Annotated in this window: 16 protein-coding genes and 1 pseudogene; 5 read left to right on the forward strand and 12 right to left on the reverse strand. The window is 64.4% G+C overall.

Annotated elements, in window-relative coordinates:
- Together AC1DSN_RS07695 and AC1DSN_RS07700 are read left to right on the forward strand one after the other, a co-directional pair.
- A pseudogene (locus AC1DSN_RS07695) lies at positions 1 to 225 on the forward strand (hypothetical protein); the annotation flags it as partial.
- Entirely contained in the window at positions 206 to 994 is a 789-nt protein-coding gene (locus AC1DSN_RS07700) for a LytR/AlgR family response regulator transcription factor (RefSeq protein WP_477293780.1), read from the forward strand. The pseudogene AC1DSN_RS07695 and the gene AC1DSN_RS07700, both read left to right, overlap by 20 nt.
- Positions 995 to 1128: 134 nt before the next feature.
- On the opposite strand, the gene AC1DSN_RS07705 is transcribed toward AC1DSN_RS07700, so the two are convergent.
- From AC1DSN_RS07705 to kdpF, 7 genes are all read right to left on the reverse strand, one after another.
- Positions 1129 to 1926, reverse strand: coding sequence for a transporter (locus tag AC1DSN_RS07705; RefSeq protein WP_477293782.1), 798 nt, complete (start codon positions 1924 to 1926; stop codon positions 1129 to 1131).
- Positions 1927 to 2027: 101 nt separating this feature from the next.
- Positions 2028 to 2726 carry a response regulator gene (locus AC1DSN_RS07710; RefSeq protein ID WP_477330177.1) on the reverse strand — a complete coding sequence of 233 codons (699 nt, stop codon included), beginning with the start codon at positions 2724 to 2726 and terminating at the stop codon, positions 2028 to 2030.
- Positions 2723 to 4204 (reverse strand): DUF4118 domain-containing protein, encoded by a 1482-nt coding sequence (locus AC1DSN_RS07715; RefSeq protein ID WP_477330179.1) that lies wholly within the window; start codon positions 4202 to 4204, stop codon positions 2723 to 2725. The genes AC1DSN_RS07710 and AC1DSN_RS07715 overlap by 4 nt, the downstream gene beginning before the upstream one ends.
- Positions 4205 to 4263: 59 nt before the next feature.
- Entirely contained in the window at positions 4264 to 6348 is a 2085-nt protein-coding gene (kdpB, locus tag AC1DSN_RS07720) for a potassium-transporting ATPase subunit KdpB (protein WP_477293788.1), read from the reverse strand.
- Entirely contained in the window at positions 6345 to 6938 is a 594-nt protein-coding gene (gene kdpC / locus AC1DSN_RS07725) for a potassium-transporting ATPase subunit KdpC (protein WP_477293790.1), read from the reverse strand. The genes kdpB and kdpC overlap by 4 nt, the downstream gene beginning before the upstream one ends.
- 10 nt (positions 6939 to 6948) lie before the next feature.
- Positions 6949 to 8652: a potassium-transporting ATPase subunit KdpA gene (gene kdpA, locus AC1DSN_RS07730; protein WP_477293792.1), complete on the reverse strand. Its 1704-nt coding sequence runs from the start codon at positions 8650 to 8652 to the stop codon at positions 6949 to 6951.
- A 113-nt stretch (positions 8653 to 8765) separates the two neighbouring features.
- Positions 8766 to 8846: a K(+)-transporting ATPase subunit F gene (kdpF, locus tag AC1DSN_RS07735; RefSeq protein WP_477293810.1), complete on the reverse strand. Its 81-nt coding sequence runs from the start codon at positions 8844 to 8846 to the stop codon at positions 8766 to 8768.
- Between the two features lie 236 nt (positions 8847 to 9082).
- Between kdpF and AC1DSN_RS07740 the strand changes: the two genes are divergently transcribed.
- Positions 9083 to 9982: an N-acyl homoserine lactonase family protein gene (locus AC1DSN_RS07740; RefSeq protein ID WP_477293794.1), complete on the forward strand. Its 900-nt coding sequence runs from the start codon at positions 9083 to 9085 to the stop codon at positions 9980 to 9982.
- A gap of 39 nt (positions 9983 to 10021) precedes the next feature.
- On the opposite strand, the gene AC1DSN_RS07745 is transcribed toward AC1DSN_RS07740, so the two are convergent.
- From AC1DSN_RS07745 to AC1DSN_RS07765, 5 genes are all read right to left on the reverse strand, one after another.
- Positions 10022 to 10462, reverse strand: coding sequence for an actin depolymerization factor/cofilin- and gelsolin-like domain-containing protein (locus AC1DSN_RS07745; RefSeq protein ID WP_477293812.1), 441 nt, complete (start codon positions 10460 to 10462; stop codon positions 10022 to 10024).
- Between the two features lie 58 nt (positions 10463 to 10520).
- Entirely contained in the window at positions 10521 to 12695 is a 2175-nt protein-coding gene (locus AC1DSN_RS07750) for a carboxy terminal-processing peptidase (RefSeq protein WP_477330181.1), read from the reverse strand.
- A gap of 131 nt (positions 12696 to 12826) precedes the next feature.
- The gene (locus AC1DSN_RS07755; RefSeq protein ID WP_477293798.1) at positions 12827 to 14302 is read right to left on the reverse strand and encodes a hypothetical protein; all 1476 of its coding nucleotides are present in this window, start codon (positions 14300 to 14302) and stop codon (positions 12827 to 12829) included.
- 64 nt (positions 14303 to 14366) lie between these two features.
- Complete coding sequence (locus AC1DSN_RS07760; RefSeq protein ID WP_477330183.1) at positions 14367 to 16121, reverse strand: glycoside hydrolase family 13 protein; 1755 nt, start codon at positions 16119 to 16121, stop codon at positions 14367 to 14369.
- A 52-nt stretch (positions 16122 to 16173) separates the two neighbouring features.
- Positions 16174 to 16590 (reverse strand): organic hydroperoxide resistance protein, encoded by a 417-nt coding sequence (locus AC1DSN_RS07765; RefSeq protein WP_477293802.1) that lies wholly within the window; start codon positions 16588 to 16590, stop codon positions 16174 to 16176.
- Between the two features lie 258 nt (positions 16591 to 16848).
- Between AC1DSN_RS07765 and AC1DSN_RS07770 the strand changes: the two genes are divergently transcribed.
- Both AC1DSN_RS07770 and AC1DSN_RS07775 read left to right on the forward strand, forming a co-directional pair.
- Positions 16849 to 17400: a redoxin family protein gene (locus tag AC1DSN_RS07770; RefSeq protein WP_477293804.1), complete on the forward strand. Its 552-nt coding sequence runs from the start codon at positions 16849 to 16851 to the stop codon at positions 17398 to 17400.
- Between the two features lie 39 nt (positions 17401 to 17439).
- Positions 17440 to 17971: response regulator (locus tag AC1DSN_RS07775; protein ID WP_477330185.1), on the forward strand; the 532-nt coding region annotated here is incomplete at its 3' end.

Below are 17971 nucleotides of genomic sequence, written 5' to 3' on the forward strand. Positions count from 1 at the left end.
CAGCTGCATATCCAGGTCCTGGACGACGGCGTGGGGCTTCCTGCGAACTGGCAGGACGGTAGCCGGCCAGGCGTGGGCCTTTCGGTGACGCGCGAACGCATTGCCGGCTATGCGGATGGTTCGAGTCGCTTTGCCATCGCTCGACGGCACGAAGGCGGCACGGAAGTCGATATTCGTTTCCCCCTGCGCCTGCATCAGGTTTCCCATGATCGAAACATCGCCTGACGCGCCGCTTTCCGTTCTGGTCGTCGACGACGAAGCGCCGGCGCGCCAGCGCCTTATCGACGTACTGAAGCAGGATATCCAGATCACCTCGTTACTCGAGGCCAGCGATGGCCTACAGGCAATCGAACGTATCGAGGAAGCACGGCCCGATCTCGTCTTCCTGGATGTGCAGATGCCGGAACTGGACGGCCTGGGTGTCGTCCAGAGTATCGGTCCTTCGCACATGCCGTTGACGGTATTCGTGACGGCGTACGACCAGCATGCGATTGGTGCATTCGAATCCAATGCCCTGGATTACCTGCTGAAGCCCTTCAGTGACGAGCGGCTGGAAGCCACGCTGGCGCGGGCGAAGACGCGGCTGGCGGAGCGCCAGTTGCATGCCTTCGGGCATCGCATCATGCACATGTTCTCCGAACGAGTGGCGTCGAAGCGATACCTCGACCGTCTCGCGCTGAAGTCGAACGGCGTGACGCAGTTGATCCGTGTCGCCGATATCGACTGGATCGAGGGCGCCGGGGTTTACGTCAATCTGCATATCGCCGGCCGGCCGCTGCTCTATCGCGCGTCGCTGAACGATCTCGAGGGAAACCTCGACCCCCACCACTTCGTGCGCGTTCATCGCTCAGCAATCGTCAACATCGACAGCATTCTGCGCATGGAGCCCATCTCTCACGGCGAGTTCGACGTGGTGCTCCGGCACGGTGGCCGCGCCAGGGTGAGTCGCACCTATCGTGGGGCGCTCGAAGCGCGCCTCGGTCAGTCGCTGTAGGGGGCACTGCCTCGAACCATCCGTGTTTCGCTACCCAGCACGACGCGCTCGGGCGACTCGGGAAGGGAAAGGGGAGCGGTCATCTGACGGTCTTGCAATGATCGGGTCAGTCGATGATACCGCTCCCCTCTACCTCACCATCGATATGACAGCCCCGCATAGAACTGATGGTCCGGCGTCGCATTGTTCACACCCATGTTCGCGCCGACGTCCAGTTGCAGATCGGGACTGGCCAGAAAGGTAAACGCGATATCGGCGGACTCCTGCTTCACGTGGCCTGACGGATCATGGTTGTCCTGGCGCCAGTACTCCACGGCGACGGACAACCGGCTGGTCAGGGGGTGGGCCACATTCACGAGATTCGTCACGGCGAGATGTCGCCCATGACCGTCGGCATCCGCCAGCGCATCGATTTCCGGACCGATCGTGACTGAGAATCCGCCGCCCACCGCTGCGCTTATCGGCACGGCGACACCACCTTCCCACCGATTGTTGCCGATGTCGTGCGAGGCCGTGGGAGCCTTCACGAAGGGGATGACCGAGGCGCTGAATATGTCGCCGCTGTAGAGGGCTGTTTTCACCCGCACGTAGATGTCGCCTGAGCCGCGCGTGGTGTGGCGTTCGCCTCCCTCTTTCGTGGTCACGCGCACGGCCGGTGCCCAGTTCACTTCGATGTCGGTGTGGGCGCCGATGCCGTACTTGAGGTACGGGTTGACGAAGTAAAGCGTGTCGGTGCTGCTGCCGGGGTGAGCGTCGTGCGTGGCATTACCCACATCGGTTTCCAGCTGCCACGTGCCCTCGGGCACGGTGCAAGGCGCATTGGCCTTGGTGGGACGATCCGTACAGATGGGCGCAGCCTCATCGGCGTGGGCGGTGAAGACAGGAATGGCGGCGAGGAGAGCGATGGGGAGAAGCATGGAACGGACGATCATGGTCAGGCCTTTGGATCAGGGATGACCACCCATGCTAGGCACCGACGTCTAAGGACGGCGCTGTATTGGCTGCCGCGATATCAAGGCGCCATCAAGACGCGTCAGGCGAGACCTGCCAGTCGATACCCCACCTGAAGCTCGGTCACGAGGTGGCGCGGCCTTGCCGGCTCGTCTTCCAGCTTCTGCCGGAGATTCGCCATGTACACGCGCACGTAATGAGGCCGCGTGGCATACCCCGGCCCCCATACGTCGTGCAGGAGCTGCCGGTGGGTCAGCACCTTTCCTTGCCCGTGCACCAGCGCGACGAGCAGGCGGTATTCGATCGGCGTGAGGTGTACGGCTTCGCCGTGACGGGAGACTTCGTGCGTCGCGAGATTCACTTCGATATCGCCAAAGCGCACGCGCGCGCTGGCCTGGCCACGCTCGCCGGCCAGGCTGGCCCGGCGCAGCTGGGCCCGTACGCGGGCCACCAGTTCGGGGACACCGAAGGGTTTGGCAAGATAATCGTCGGCGCCCGCTTCCAGCGCAGCCACTTTTTCCGCTTCGATGTCCCGCGCGGAAAGCACGATGATCGGTGCCGACGACCAACCGCGGACATCGCGGATCACCGCCTTGCCGTCGTCGTCGGGCAGGCCGAGGTCGAGCACGATGAGGTCGGGCTGGCGGCTGGCTGCCTCGATGCGGGCGCGCAGCGCATCGCCGGCTTCGAACACGGTCATGTCTTCGCGCTCGAGCGCGAGCCGGAGGAACCGGCGGATGTCCGATTCGTCTTCGACCACCAGAATGCGTGGCTTGTTCATGTGACGTCTTCCAGATCGATCGTCGGCGGCTCACCGGCGGCCAGAATGATTTCGAAACGCGCGCCATGTGGCTTGCCGCGCGACGCGGAGATACTGCCGCCGTGTGCCTCGACGATACGCCGTGACAGCGCCAGGCCGAGGCCGACACCTGGAACGGCCGACTCGCGCGCGCCCCGGGAAAACGCTTCGAACAGCGAGTCCGCATTGATGCCCGAGGGAAAACCGGGGCCGTCGTCCTCGACCGTCAAGTGGATGCGCGCGCCGGTACGGTCGGCACGGATCCGGATTGTCGCGTCGTCGGGTGTGTATTTGGCGGCATTGTCGAACAGATTTGCCAGCACACGCTCGAACAGGGCGGCATCCAGTTGCACCAGGGGAAACTGACGGGGCATGTCGACCACGACCCGGCGGTCGCCGAGGTCCACCGCCGCCAGTGCGGAACCGACGACTTCATCCAGCGCGTGCCATTGCAAGTCGAGGCGCACGCCTTCGCCTTGCATGCGGGCCGCGTCCAGCAGGTTCACCACCTGGCGTTGCATGCGGTCGGCCTGATTCACGATGGCATGCGCTACCTCGTTCTCGCCCAGCATGCCGGCCATCCCGCGAATAGCCGTCAGTGGCGTTCGCAGATCGTGGGACACGGCGGCAAGCAGGGCGCTGCGCAGGCGCTCGCCCTCCATGCGCAGCTGGGTTTCATGTGCCACTTCGACGTAGTGCACGCGTTCGATCGCCAGTGCGACAAGGGACTGGAACGCACGAAGCAAGGCAATCTGGCCGGCGTCCAGCGGATCTCTTGTCGCGCGCTCCAGCATGAGGACGCCCCGCGTCCGCATGGCCGTGGAAAGCGGAAGGTACGTTGCATCGTTCGCAGGCAGCGCGTCGGTATCGCGCCCGGCCGGGAGGCCTTGCTCGAGCACCCACTGGGCAACGCTCGTGTCTGCCGCGTTGTCCGACGGCATACGCTCGTCGTCGCCGGGAAGCAGGAGCGTGGCGCGGCCATCGAACAACGGACCGATGCGTGCAGCGCATACCCGCGCGATGTCGTCGTCGCGTACGGCCACCGACAAGTCCGTCGCCACGGCGGCTAGTGCGCTTGCACGTCTTTCGCCAGCGGCAGCGGTGACGGCCTCGTCGCGCAGTCGCGCAGCAAGCTGCCCGGTGACGAGCGCCACCACCAGCATCAGGAAGAACGTGAAGACGTACTGCGTGTCCGAGACATGGAAAGACCACACCGGAGGCACGAAGAAGAAGTCGAAGCTGCCGACAGCGACGAAGGCCGCCAGTGCGCCGGCCGCTCGGCCCCAGCGCAGTGCTACGAGCACGACGGTGAGCAGGAACACCATCACCACGTTGGAGAGATCGAACACGCGCAGGAGAAGCGCCGCAATGCCGGTGGTGGTGGCGCAGGCCGCCACCGCATACGCCAGAACGCGGTAGCGAAACGGGCGCGGCGTTACATTGATGGTATGCGGGATCATCGTCGTCCATGATAGCCGCCCCCTCGCGGGTGCGGCTATCGGTATGAGCACGGCCGACGTCACATCAGTGGCGTAAGCACGAGGTCGATCAGCTTGATGCCGACAAAGGGAGCGATGATGCCTCCTAATCCGTAGACCAGCAGGTTGCGAGTCAGCAGGTCCTTTGCTGGCGCCGGGCGATAGCGCACACCGCGCAGGGCCAGCGGAATCAACGCGACGATGATCAGCGCATTGAAGATGACCGCCGACAGGATGGCCGAGGCGGGCGAGTGAAGCCGCATGACATTGAGCGCTTCCAGCGAGGGATACGTTGCCACGAAGGCGGCCGGCACGATGGCGAAGTATTTGGCAAGGTCGTTTGCCACGCTGAAGGTGGTAAGCGCACCTCGGGTCATGATCATCTGCTTACCTACTTCGACCACGCGCAGCAGCTTGGTTGGGTTGGAATCCAGATCGACCATGTTGCCGGCTTCCTTGGCCGCCTGCGTGCCGCTGTTCATCGCCACGGCTACGTCGGCCTGCGCCAGCGCTGGCGCATCGTTCGTACCGTCGCCGGTCATCGCCACCAGGTGGCCTTCGCCCTGGTAGCGGCGAATCAGGGCCAGCTTGTCCTCGGGCGTGGCTTCGGCCAGGAAGTCGTCCACGCCGGCCTCCGCGGCGATGGCAGCGGCTGTCAGGCGATTGTCGCCGGTGATCATAACGGTCGCGATGCCCATGCGGCGAAGCTCGGCGAACTGGGCCTTGATGCCGTCCTTCACGATGTCCTTCAGCTCGACCACGCCCAGCACGTGGCGGCCATCGGCGACAACGAGCGGGGTCGCTCCGCGGCGGGACACGGTTTCCACGGCGCGCTCGACATCGTTGGGAAACGCGCCGCCGAGGCTTTCAACGTGCGCGCGCACCGCTGAGGCTGCACCCTTGCGAATACTGCGTTTACCGTCGTCGATGCCGCTCATGCGAGTACGCGCGGTAAAGGGCACCGCCACGCTTCCCGCCGGGAAAGCGGGCTCCTTCGTGCCCAGGCACTCGCGAGCCAGCACGACGATGGAGCGGCCTTCCGGCGTCTCGTCGGCCAGCGAGGCGAAGCGCGCCGCCTCGGCCAGGGTCGCATCGGTGACACCTGCGGCGGGGAGAAAGGCGTGTGCCTGGCGATTGCCCAGCGTGATGGTGCCGGTCTTGTCCAGCAGCAGCACGTCGACGTCGCCCGCGGCCTCGATCGCGCGGCCGGACGTCGCAATGACATTCGCCTTCAGCATGCGGCTCATGCCGGCGATGCCGATGGCCGAAAGCAACGCGCCGATGGTGGTGGGGATCAGGCAAACCAGAAGTGCGACCAGCACCGTCACGCTCACGACGGTGCCGTGGCCGCTCAACGCCACGCTCAGCGCCGAGAACGGCAGCAGGCTGGCGCAGACCATGAGGAAGATGGCGGTGAGCGCCACAAGAAGGATGGTCAAGGCGATCTCGTTCGGCGTCTTGCCGCGTCGCGCGCCTTCGACCATGGCGATCATGCGATCGAGGAAGGCCTCGCCAGGGTTGGCCGTGACGCGCACGATGATCCAGTCCGAGAGCACCCGCGTACCGCCCGTCACCGAGGAGAAGTCGCCGCCGGATTCACGGATGACGGACGCGGACTCGCCGGTGATGGCCGATTCGTCGACGGACGCGATGCCTTCGACCACCTCGCCGTCGGCGGGAATCACTTCGCCCGCTTCCACCAGCACGTACGTGCCCGCGGTGATCTCGTCGCTGCCGGCGATGTGCCACAGGCTGTCCCGGCGCGGTTCGCGAAGCACCTTGGCATGCACGCGTTTTTTCGCCGCCCTCAGGGCTTCCGCCTGCGCCTTGCCGCGTCCTTCGGCGAGCGCTTCGGCGGCGTTGGCGAAAAGCACGGTGAACCATAGCCAGCCGGCGATCGCCCAGACGAAGCCGGCCGGCGCGTCAGCGTGACCGCGCAGGGCCTGAATGCCAAGGATGGTGGTGAGTATGCTGCCCAGGTAGACGACGAACATCACCGGGTTCTTCCATTGCGTCGCCGGTGCCAGCTTGGCGAAGGCACCGAAGATGATCGCGCCGACGCCTGGCGAGGCGATCGCCGGGCGGGCATCGAGGTTTTCGGGAAGGGTGGGTTGCAGGGTGCTCATGGAAAGGTCCGGATCGGCGCGCCGTCGAGCGCGAGGTTCAAGGCGAGGACATTGATGCGCGGCTCACCGAGCAAGCCCAGTTGGCGGCCTTGCGTGAGCCGGTCAATCAAGGCGTTGACGTCGCTCACCGGCAGGTGCCGCTCGCTTGCTACACGCAGCGACTGCGCATGCGCGTTCGCAAGGCTGATGTCGGGGTCGAGACCGGAGCCAGAGGCGGTGACCGCATCGACGGGGACCGGTGCACCGGGCGCGAGGCTGTTCTCCTTGCGAAAAGCCTCCGCACGCTCACGCACGGCGTCGCGCAGCTTTGCGCTGGTGGGACCGAGGTTGCTGGCGCCGCTGGCCGCCGCGTTGTAGGGCATGTCGCCCGTCGCGCTGGGCCTCGGATGGAAGTAGCGCGGCGTGTGGAAGTCCTGGCCGAGCACAGCGGAGCCGACCACTGTATCGCCGTGGCGCACCAGGCTACCGGTCGATTGGCGAGGAAACAGCGCGGTGGCAAGGCCGGTCGTCGCCAGCGGATAGGCCACACCGGTTACCGCCATGAACAGCACGGCCGAAACGAGAACGGGGCGAACAAGGGAAAGGGACATGGTCATGGCCTTAGAAGAACTGGTGTGCCGTCATCGCGAGTTGCTCCACGATGGGTCCGAGTGCGAGCGCCGGCAGGAAGGTGAGGCCACCGACCACGACGATCACGAAGATCAACAGGCAGGTAAACAGTGGCGTCGCCGTTGGCAGCGTGCCCAGGCTCTCCGGCACGCTTCGCTTCGAAGCCAGCGAGCCCGCTACCGCGAGCATGGGCAGCAGCGTGAAGTAACGGCCCATCAGCATCGCCAGACCGATCGTCGTGTTGTAGAACGGCGTGTTCGCGTTCAGACCGGCGAAGGCGGACCCGTTGTTCGCCGTGCCCGAGGTATACGCGTAGATCAGCTCACTGAATCCATGCGGCCCGGCGTTCGCAAAACTCGAGGAGGCACCTGGCCATATCGCAGCCAAGGCAGTGAAGCCGAGGATGCAGAACGGATGCGCGAGCACGGCCAGCATCACCAGCTTCATCTCGCGCGCTTCGATCTTCTTGCCGAGGAATTCGGGTGTCCGGCCGATCATCATGCCAACGAGGAACACCGTCAGGATGGCGAAGGCCACCAGGTTGATGAACCCCACGCCGACCCCGCCGAACACGTCGTTGAGCATCATCAGGAACAGGGGCACCATCCCGCCGATCGGCGTGAGCGAGTCGTGCATCGCATTGACCGAGCCCGTCGTGGCTGCCGTGGTGACGGCAACGAAGGCGCTCGTCTGGGCGATGCCGAAGCGCATCTCCTTGCCTTCCATGTTGCCGCCCGGTTGCAAGGCTCCCGGTGTCTGGTCGACGGAAAGGCTGGTGAACATCGGGTTGCCGTGGAGCTCCGCGGGATACTCCACGCACAGGAAGCCCACGAACATCACGACGAAGGCGGCCAGGAAGGCCCAGCCCTGCTTCCGGCGGGAGAGCATGCGGCCGAACGCGAAGGTCAACGCGGAAGGCACCAGGAACATCGCCAGCATGTGCAGCAGATTGGTAAGCGGCGTGGGATTTTCGAACGGGTGCGCGGCGTTCACGCCATAGAATCCCCCGCCGTTGGTGCCGATGTGTTTGATGGCCTCGAGGCTCGCCACGGGGCCGACCACGATGTGCTGCGTCGCGCCTTCGAGTGTTGTGGCATCTGCACTGCTTGCCAGCGTCTGCGGGATGCCCTGCCACACGTACACCAGCGCGAGCAGCACGCAAACGGGAAGCAGCAGGCGCCAGGTGATACGGCTGAAGTCCGTCCAGTAGTTACCGACGTCGCGAGCCTCGCGCTGCGCGAGACCGCGAATAAAGGCGGCACAACCGGCAATGCCCGAAGCGGCGCTCACCGTCATCAGAAAGGTGATGACCGCCATCTGCGAGAAGTTGGAGAGGCTCGACTCACCGGAGTAGGACTGCCAGTTGGTATTGGTGACGAAGGACGCCGCGGTGTTGAACGCGAGGTCCGGTGTCTGTGCCGGTCGCTGCAGGGCGTCGAAGGGCAACCAGGCCTGGAGGCGCAGGATGGCGTACCCCAGCAGCATCATGGCGGCGTTGCTTAGCACGAGCGCCATGCCGTAGCGCTTCCAGTCCATGGGAGCACCGGGATCGACACCCAGCAGGCGGTAGCCGACACGCTCGGGAAGCCAGTGGTTCTGCGCGGTGAGGACGCGGGTAAGCCAGCGCCCTGCAACGACGACAAGGCCGGCCATCAGGGCAAGGAGCACGACAAATTGGGCAATATCAATGGACATGTGCGCTCAGATCCGGTCCAGGGCGATGACAAGGCAGGCAGTGGTGGCAAAGAAAAGCGCCGCCACAGTCACGAAGACGATGTCGTACATGGGGCATACCTCGGTGGAAGGGCTTAGAACCGCTCGGGCTTGATCAGCGCGTAGAGCAGGTAGGCAAACAGCGCGAGCAGCAACACGCAGCCGAAGGCGGTCATGTTGGCGCGGCCAAGGACGGGATCTGACGCATGACGAAGGGCCTCTCGAAATGGAGGCGATCAGCGTAGGGCGGTCCGATTCAAGACGGCGGGGGGATTCGTATAGGCGGTATCAAGGTCGTATCAAGGACCGCGTGCGCCCGACATTGACTACGCCAATGGATGGGCACAATTCGCCAATCCTTCGTATCACGCTCGTGTCCTCATATCCTGGCCGGCCTAGCGGAGTGGACATCATGGGAATGCGCGAACGGGCGTTGACGTCAGTGATCATACTGACAGCATGGATCGGGTTTGTTATCGCACGCCCGGCAAAGGCAGAAACGCCTCTTCCCGATCCGGCACGGGCCGGCTTCGCAGATCGGCTGTATCGGCTGGATTGCGGACATTCGCTCGCGAACGATGAATCGGTATGGACCCCCGGGGAGAACGTCGGACGTCCGATCGAGTTCTCGTCGACCTGCTGGCTGATCAAGCGGCGCGGCAAATGGTTACTCTGGGACACCGGGGTTCCGGAATCCGCGTTGAACGACCCGAAAGGCTGGTCGACGCTTCCCCAGTTGATCGTTTATCACCTCGATAAAACAATCTCGGGGCAACTTTCCGCGGTCGGCCTGAAGCCGGACGATATCCAGTACGTCGCGATTTCGCACACACATGGCGACCATATCGGAAACGTCGCGCTGTTCCCCAATGCGACGGTGCTGATACAGCGCGTCGAATACGAATGGATCAGTTCGCCCGACGGGCCGAACGCGAACGTGAACCAGTTGAAAGCGCTTGCGCGCAAACTCATGGGAACACCGAAGCATCTTCAGCTTCTCGACGGGAACACGGATGTGTTCGGCGACGGCAGTGTCACGCTGTTTCCGACGCCCGGTCATACGCCCGGAAGCCAATCCCTGCTTGTCCATCTGAGGAAGTCGGGCTTCATCATCCTGTCGGGGGACGTCGTCCATCTCGCCGCGAATTTCCACAATAACGTCGTGCCCACACTGAACACGGATAAGGCGGCGTCCATCGCGTCGATGGAAAAGGTCAGGACCATGATGGGCACCTATCATGCCCAGCTATTCATCAATCATGACAAGGCACAAACCGACACCTTGCGAATTATTCCTGCCTTTTACGATTGACGGTGCGATGCGCGTGCGCGACCGCGCCGGCCGTGCGCATCATGGCGGTGCCGTAGGTTTTTCGCGATGGAGGTCGTCGATCTGACGAAGCACGGTGTCGTAGGAGGCTTCATCCGCGGTCGTCGCTTCGACATAGGCGGAAATCCCAGGCAGCTGCCGGCGGAGGTCCTCATTGCGTAAACCCAGCACGAGCTTGGACCGCATGTCGGCGCCATCTGGGAGCCAGCTTATCAAGACGACCTTCGACTCCGGATCGCCGTTCCTGTCCGTGAACTGGAAGTCCACGACGTACGACCTGCAATCACGCGTGGGAAATGTCCTGACGAAAAGGTCGAATGCCGCGGGAGTTGCCGTTATGTCCGACTCGGACGTGCTGTCCATGACCATCGTTGACTGGGCGTCGTTGAGCCTGAGGGCGATGTACGTGAGCCTGCGCGACGACGTCAGCCAGTCGACGAATGAAGGCGCGGGATGCGCGATGCTTCATGGAGTGCTCCTTGCGTTCGCAGCATGTGAAACCTATCCCTGTTCCGTGAGATTACCCCGCCTTCGGGGAGGGAGCTACCGTCATCGTCATCGCCGCTTCGTCGGCGATGATTTGCGCGGCCTCCTGCACATACGGATCTTTCGACGGTTTGGTGGGCTCCGGGCGCTTGTCCTGCGCCACGCTGCGCTCTTCCGGGTCGAGACCGTCGTCGCCCTGGGGTGAGGCATCGTCGTCGGCCGGGAGGCCATCGGCCAGGTTCAGCGCGTTGCGACGCGCACGGAAGTCCGCGGAGGCTTTCAGGTCGGCCTCGCGGGTGGCTTTGCGCTCATCGAGGTTCAACGAAACGGTGGTGCGGGCTGCCGTGGCCTGGAAAGCGRCAAGCTCGTCGATGGTCAGCTGCCACCGCGCCGCATGTTGCACGCGCGCGGCGTGCGCGCTGTCGAGCTTCGGCACGAGCGGCCCGAGGATGGCGTCGTGCGTATGCGGCACGGCAGCGATGGATGACGCCGGCAATGCGTTCTTATAGGTCGACTCGCCGAAGTCCTTCTCGTCTTCCGTCGCCGGGAAGGCGATGTCCGGTGTCACGCCGAGCAGCTGCGTGCTGTCGCCGTTGATGCGATAGAACTGGGCGATCGTCATCTTCAGTTCGCCGAGCTTGCCCTCGTGCTCCTCTTCGACGGCTTCGTCCAGGTCGAGCAGGTTCTGCACCGTGCCCTTGCCGAAGGTGCGCTGGCCAAGGATGACGCCACGACCGCGATCCTGGATCGCTGCGGCGAAGATCTCCGAAGCCGATGCCGAGCCATGGTTCACCAGCACACCGAGCGCACCCGTCCAGGTCGGCGCAGCATTCGTGGCGCCCTGCACATCGACCTTGCCATCCGCGCTGCGCACCTGCACGACAGGTCCCGCGCCCGTGAACAGGCCGACCATGTCCGAGGCCTCGGTCAACGAGYCGCCGCCGTTGTCGCGGAGGTCGATGACCACGCCGTCGACGTTCTGCTTCTTCAGTTCGCCGAGCATGCGCGAGACGTCGCGCGTCACGCTGCGATAGTTCGCGTCGCCTGCGCGACGGGCGTCGAAGTCTTCATAGAACGAGGGCACGGTGATGATGCCCAGCTTGTGCGCATGGTTTGGGCCGCCGACCTGGAGCACGGTCTGCTTCGCGGCTTCGTCTTCGATGCTGATATGGCGGCGGGTCAGTGTGACGACGTGTGGAGCGACATCGCCCTTGCTTTCGTCGGGTAGCAGCTCGACACGGACCGTCGTGCCGCTCTTGCCCTTGATCAGTGCGATCACGTCATCCGACCGCCAGCCGATCACGTCGGTCAAGGGACCGGCGCTGCCCTGGCCGACCCCGGTGATGCGATCGCCGACGTGAATCTTCCCGGACTTTGCCGCGGGGCTTCCTGCGATCAGTTCGGTGACCTGCGTGTACTCGTCGTGCTCGCGCAGGTAGGCGCCGATACCTTCCAGCGACAGCGACATCTCGGTGTTGAATGCCGTCGCGRCCTCGGCGGCGAAATAGTCGGTGTGCGGATCGGTCGACTCGGCATACGCCGTCATGAAAAGCTGGAACGCGTCGTCGGCGCTCGTCTTCCCGATGCGGGAAGCGAGGTTCGTGTAGCGATGGGTGAGCGTCTTGCGGATGGCGTCGTCACCCTGTCCGGCCAGTTTCAGGCGGAGCCAGTCTTCCTTGGCGCGCTCGCGCCAAAGCTCATGGAGTTCGTCTGTCGATGCAGGCCACGGCAGCGCCTTGCGCTCGGTGGCGATGGATTCGTGGGCCGTGAAGTCGAAGCCATCCTTCAACAGTGACTGCGCGTAGCGCGACTCTTCCACGATCCGGTTGAGGTAGAGATTCACCGGCTCGAAGGCGGGCGTCAGGTCGCCCTGGTCGATGGCTGTGCCGAGCGTGGGACGGAGCGGTGCGAAGTGCGCGATGTCGGCCTGGGTGAAATAGCTGCGCTCGGGGTCGAGCGTCTCGACCAGCTTGTCGAAGACGACAGCCGAGAACGCGGCGTCCAGCGGCCGGGGCCGATAGTGGAACCGGGTCAGGAATAGCGTGGCGACCTTTCCGGCGACGGCTTGCTGGTCGGTAGGAGCCAGCGCGATCCGGGACGGTGTGGCGGCGCCCGTCGCTGCCGTCTGGGGCGCGCCGGTGGCCGTGGTCAGGGCAAAGGTCGCGCAGATCGCCAGGGCGGCGAATACGACGGAGCGGGGGAAAGTCATGGGATATCTGGTCGCGGCATTCGTTGAGGGCATTCTGGCATGGGCATCATGGAGGAGCCGGCCATTCGTGCGGCTTTCCGCGGGATAGGTCGCGAAATCTTGCGATCGCTGCCTGCGTGGTTCGGGCCCTCCTACGGGGAGGCGAGGGCTTTGCCTCGTAGCGCGCCTGCCCTGCCAGGTGACTGCGCGAGCGTGGTCTGGAAGGCTGCCAGTGCGGCGGCTCGTTGGTTCTGCAGTAACAGGAGATCGCCGAGTTGTTCGCGCGCGGGAAGGATCGGTCCCGGCGTCACCGGCCGCTTCTCCAGCGCGTCCTCCTTGTCTGCGGCAGTGCTGAGCAACCTCACCGCATTTGCCGTATCGCCGCTGGCTTGCGCCGCCCAGGCCATGACTTCGTCCGCCAGCACGCTCGTCTGCGCCGACCAATAGGTGTCGCCGGTCGCGTTGAGCTGTGTGGCTATCTGTGACAGGCGGTTCGCTTCCTGTCGCGCCTCCGCGGCATGCCCGGTGCGCGCCAGTCCCAACCCCCTCGCCCATACGGCGATGGCGACGACGGAGGGCGGTGCTCCCGAAGCATCCTTGATCGCACTGGCATCCGCCCAATGCGACTGCTCCACGGCGACACGGATGGGCATGGCGGTAGCGGCATAAGCGATACCGAAATCCTCCATGTCGAGCGAAGGCATGGTGCGCATCGCGTCGACGACCGCACTGGCTTCCTTCGCGCGACCTGTCTGCATATAGGCGTAAACCAGGTAGTCCATCGCGTGCAGCTGTCCCATCGTGTCGCCGTGCGCGCGCGCGGATGCCTGGGAGGCGAGATTGGACTGGATGGAGTCGTTCCACAGGCCGAGACGCGTGAAGATGTGCGAAGGCATGTGCAGCGCATGCGGTGCCGAGGGTGCGATGGACGCGTACTTCCTGGCAGCAGGGAGCCCACGCTGCGCCAACTCGGCGCTATCGCAGGCGTGGATAAGGTAATGGGCGATGCCGGGATGGTCGGGATGCGTCCGGAACAGGGGATCGAGGATATCGATGGCCCGCTTCTGTCGGGCGTGGGTCTTGTCCGAAGGCGCCGCGTTCGACAGGAGCGCGACGGCATAGAACACCTGGGCTTCGACATCGTTCGGGTTGCTTCGAGCCAGTTCGGCCATGGCCTTCTGATAGGCGAGCGTGCGCTGTGCCAGCGTGAGGCCGGCATCGACCTTGTAGAGCTCGCCAAGTGCGTGGATGAATTGCTGCTCGCGCGGTGTCGTGGCACCCAGCCGGGTTGCTTCGAGCATTTCCTTCTGGCCCGCGGCGAAGGTGTCCGGTGGAAGCGCAGGCGCCCACACGGGGTGGAAGTAGGTCATCGCCACGCCCCAGTGCGCCATGGCGCAGTGGGGATCGGCAGCGGCGATATCGCGGAACGCCTGCGTGGCGGGACCGTAGGCGAAGGAATGCAGCAGCGCGACGGCGCGATCGAAGGGCTGCTGCACCTTCGGGTCGCAGGAGATGGAAAACGTCACCTTCCCGAGCTTCTCGGGCATCCCGTGGTCGTGCATCTCCTGGCCATGTGCCGCTGCAGCAACGAGCAGCGACACCCAAACGACCCACGACCGACGAAACATGCGTATCTCCAGTGGCTCGCAATAATCTACGCCCGACGGGCCGTCGCTCACATACCCAAAACGGCTAATCCGCCCCCGGTGTCACCACCCATGCGGCATAAGGGGGAAGGGTGGCGCCTTCGACGGCTGTCGTCGAGCGCAGGGAAGGGTCACTCGCCATCAGTGTCGTTATCTTGCCCGGCATCAGGCCGTTCGCGAGGCGCTGCGGCGATCCGCTGAAGTTCAGCATCACCAGCACCGGCTGCGTGCCCTCGCGCCGGTAGACGAGGACGTGGGCGTTGGTCCGATCCAGGAAGGTCATGGCGCCGTCGCGCAGGGCGGCGTTGTCGCGACGAAGCGCGGCAAGATCGCGGTACCAGTTGAGCAGCGAATCCGGCCGGGCCAGTTCGGTCTGGACGTTGATCGTCACGTGGTCAGACGTGACGGGCAGCCAGGTTCGCGGGCTGGTCGAAAACCCCGCCTGCGCGCCCGGCAGCCATTGCATAGGTGTACGTTCACCGTCGCGACCTTTCTCCTTCGGCCAGCCGGTGACACCGATCGGGTCACGGACGTCTTCGACGCGTGTCGGCGTGGCCGTCGTCATGCCGAGCTCCGCACCGTAGTACGTCAGCGCCACCGCGCGGGTGGTCAACAGTGCGGTGGCCACGATCCGGGCGCGTGCCACGTTGTGCTCGCCGTCGCCAAAACGGTCGATCGAGCGCGGATTGTCGTGGTTGTCGAAGACAATGAGTGGCTGGCCATGCACCTCCTGCGAGGAAGCGAGATGGCTGCGAAACCAGTCGGCATCGAAGCTCGCCTGCCAGCCAAAGCCGGGCAGCATGTTCATGGGAAGCTGGAGCTCGGGCGCCTTTGCTGTGCCGTACCACACGTCCAGCGTCGGGATGTCGGGCGTGTAAGTTTCACCGATGAGTACGCGGTCGCCCGGATAGGCACCGACCATCGCGCGCATGCGCCGCATCACGTCGTGCACTTCAGGCAGGTTGTCGCTGTAGAGCGAATGCAGGTTGGGATCGCCCTGGGCATTCGTGCCCGGGCGCACCGGATCGTCGCGCAGCTGCGTATCTTCGAACAGCGTCGAGATCGCATCGAGGCGAAAACCCGCCACGCCCCGGTCGAGCCAGAACCTCATGGCGCCGAACATCGCCTTTTCGACCGCAGGATTGCGCCAGTTGAGATCCGGCTGCTGCACGTAGAAGCGGTGGTAATAAAACTGCCGACGCGCGGGCGCCCATTCCCAGGCGGAGCCGCCAAACACGGACTCCCAGTTGTTGGGCGGGATGCGACCATTGTGGGTGTTGCGTTTCTGCAGATCCGTCGCGCCCGCTGTTTTCGCGTCGATGCCGTCGTTCCACACGTACCAGTCGGATTTCGGATTGTCACGCGAGCTGGCCGATTCGATGAACCATGTGTGCTTGTCCGACGTGTGGTTGAGGACCATGTCCAGGATGATGCGGACATGACGCTCGCTCGCTGCCTTTATCAGGCGGTCGAAGTCGGCAAGTGAGCCGTATTTCGCATCCACGGCCTGGTAATCGGCGATGTCGTACCCGAAGTCCACCTGTGGCGAGGGGTACATCGGCGCGATCCAGATGGCATCCACGCCGAGTTTCTGCAGGTAGTCGAGGTGCCCGGTGATGCCATTGAGATCGCCGATACCATCGCCGTTACTATCCCCGAAGCTGCGTGGGTAGATCTCGTAGATGAAGGCGTGCTTCCACCAGGGGGCCGCCGCGTCAGGCGGGGGCGCATCGGCGGTAGCCCCGTTGGCAACCGCCGACGCACAAAGCAGAGCAGCGCAAGCCACAAGTCGGTGAAACATCCCCATCGGTCCAGCCTTGCATCGTGGAAAGTCCCGATGGTAACCGAGCCACTCAGGCGAGCGTGGTGACGATGTCGATGTTCCCGTGAAGCGCTTTCGAGTACGGGCAGGTGCGGTGCGCGGAAGCGATCAGGGACTGGGCGACATCGCGGTCAAGCCCGGGAAGGCTCACGTTGAGGCGGGCCTGGAGGAAGTACTCCTCACCCGAGGTACCGAGATCGACCTCGGTGTTCACCTCGGTATCCTTGGGCAGGGCGATGTGCTGCGCACGGGCGGCGAGACCCATCGCACCGATAAAGCAGGCGGACCAACCGGCGGCAAGCAGCTGTTCCGGGTTGGTGCCGGTGCCGGCTGTGCCGGGGGGTGACAGCTTGACCACCAGGCGGTCGTCGGAGCTGCGCGACTCGCCGTCGCGGCCGCCGGTGGTACGGGTCTTGCCGGTATAGAGGACGTTCTCGATGCGTGACATGGTGGTATCCCGTTCGGTTGGAGGTGATGACTAGGAGGCGCCCGCGGGGTATCACGGGTGTGTCGCCACCCCTGCCGAAACGCGTCGGAATGTGTAGCGAAGGCCGCTGGATACATTCAGATACACACCAGGGCTCCCCAGGGCCGGAACACGCCGCGGCGGCCCGCTACGTTTGGATACAAAACGGCCCTCGCGCGACACGCGTGGGATACGTGGCGGCGCTTAAATAAGTCATCCCCAATGCACAGGTGACTTGCCATGACCTCTCCCCGCCTGCTCCTCGTCTTTTCCGTCTTGTGTATCGCAGCCATTGCTTCCTGGCCTGCCGGCTGGGCACGTGACCGGGCCGGCGATGTCGCGTCCGCCCCGGCCGTCGTGCCCGCGCCTGAATTCACCGGTATCGATCACTGGTTCAATTCCCAGCCGCTGTCGCTGAAGGACCTGCACGGCAAGGTCACGCTGGTGGAGTTCTGGACGCACGAGTGCATCAACTGCGTCCACGTGGTTCCCCACACCGAGGCGTTGTACCAGCGCTATGCCAACGATGGCCTGGTCGTCGTCGGCGTCCATACGCCGGAGTACGACGAAGAGCACGACCTAGGGGGTGTCGCCTCGGCCATCAGGCAGCAAGGCATCACCTACCCGGTCGCGGTCGACAACAGCTACGCCACCTGGAACGCCTATGGCAATCGCTTCTGGCCGGCGCTGTACCTGATCGACCAGAACGGCAAGATTGTCTACAGCCACTACGGCGAGGGAAACTACGACGAAACCGAAGCACGCGTCCGCCAGCTGCTCGGCAAGGCGTGAACCTGACCCTTTCTTTCACCTGGTAACCCGGAGCCTGGCATGGACCATGTCGACCATATCCTCGTTGTCGATGACGACCGCGAGATTCGCACCGGTGTCGCGCAATACCTGCAGAAGAATGGGCTGCGCACCAGCGTGGCGGCAGATGGTCGCGAGATGAACGCCTTGCTCGACACCACCGCCGTCGACCTCATCGTGCTCGACATCATGATGCCGGGTGACGATGGCCTGGTGCTCACCCGTAACCTGCGCGCAAGCAAACACCGGGCAATCCCGGTGCTTTTGCTCACCGCGCGGGACGACGAGACCGACCGGATCATCGGCCTGGAGATGGGTGCCGACGACTACGTGGTCAAACCGTTCTCGCCACGCGAGTTGCTGGCGCGTATCAACGCGGTGATCCGCCGCACGCGCATGCTGCCGCCGAACCTGCGCGTGACCGAAGCCAGCGGCATGCTCGGTTTCGGCCGCTGGCGCCTGGACACCACCGCGCGCCACCTGCTCGACGACGAAGGCACGATCGTGTCGTTGAGCGGGGCGGAGTTCCGCTTGCTTCGGGTATTCCTGGATC

The organism is Luteibacter sp. P4_D7_3 (genome assembly GCF_056401735.1).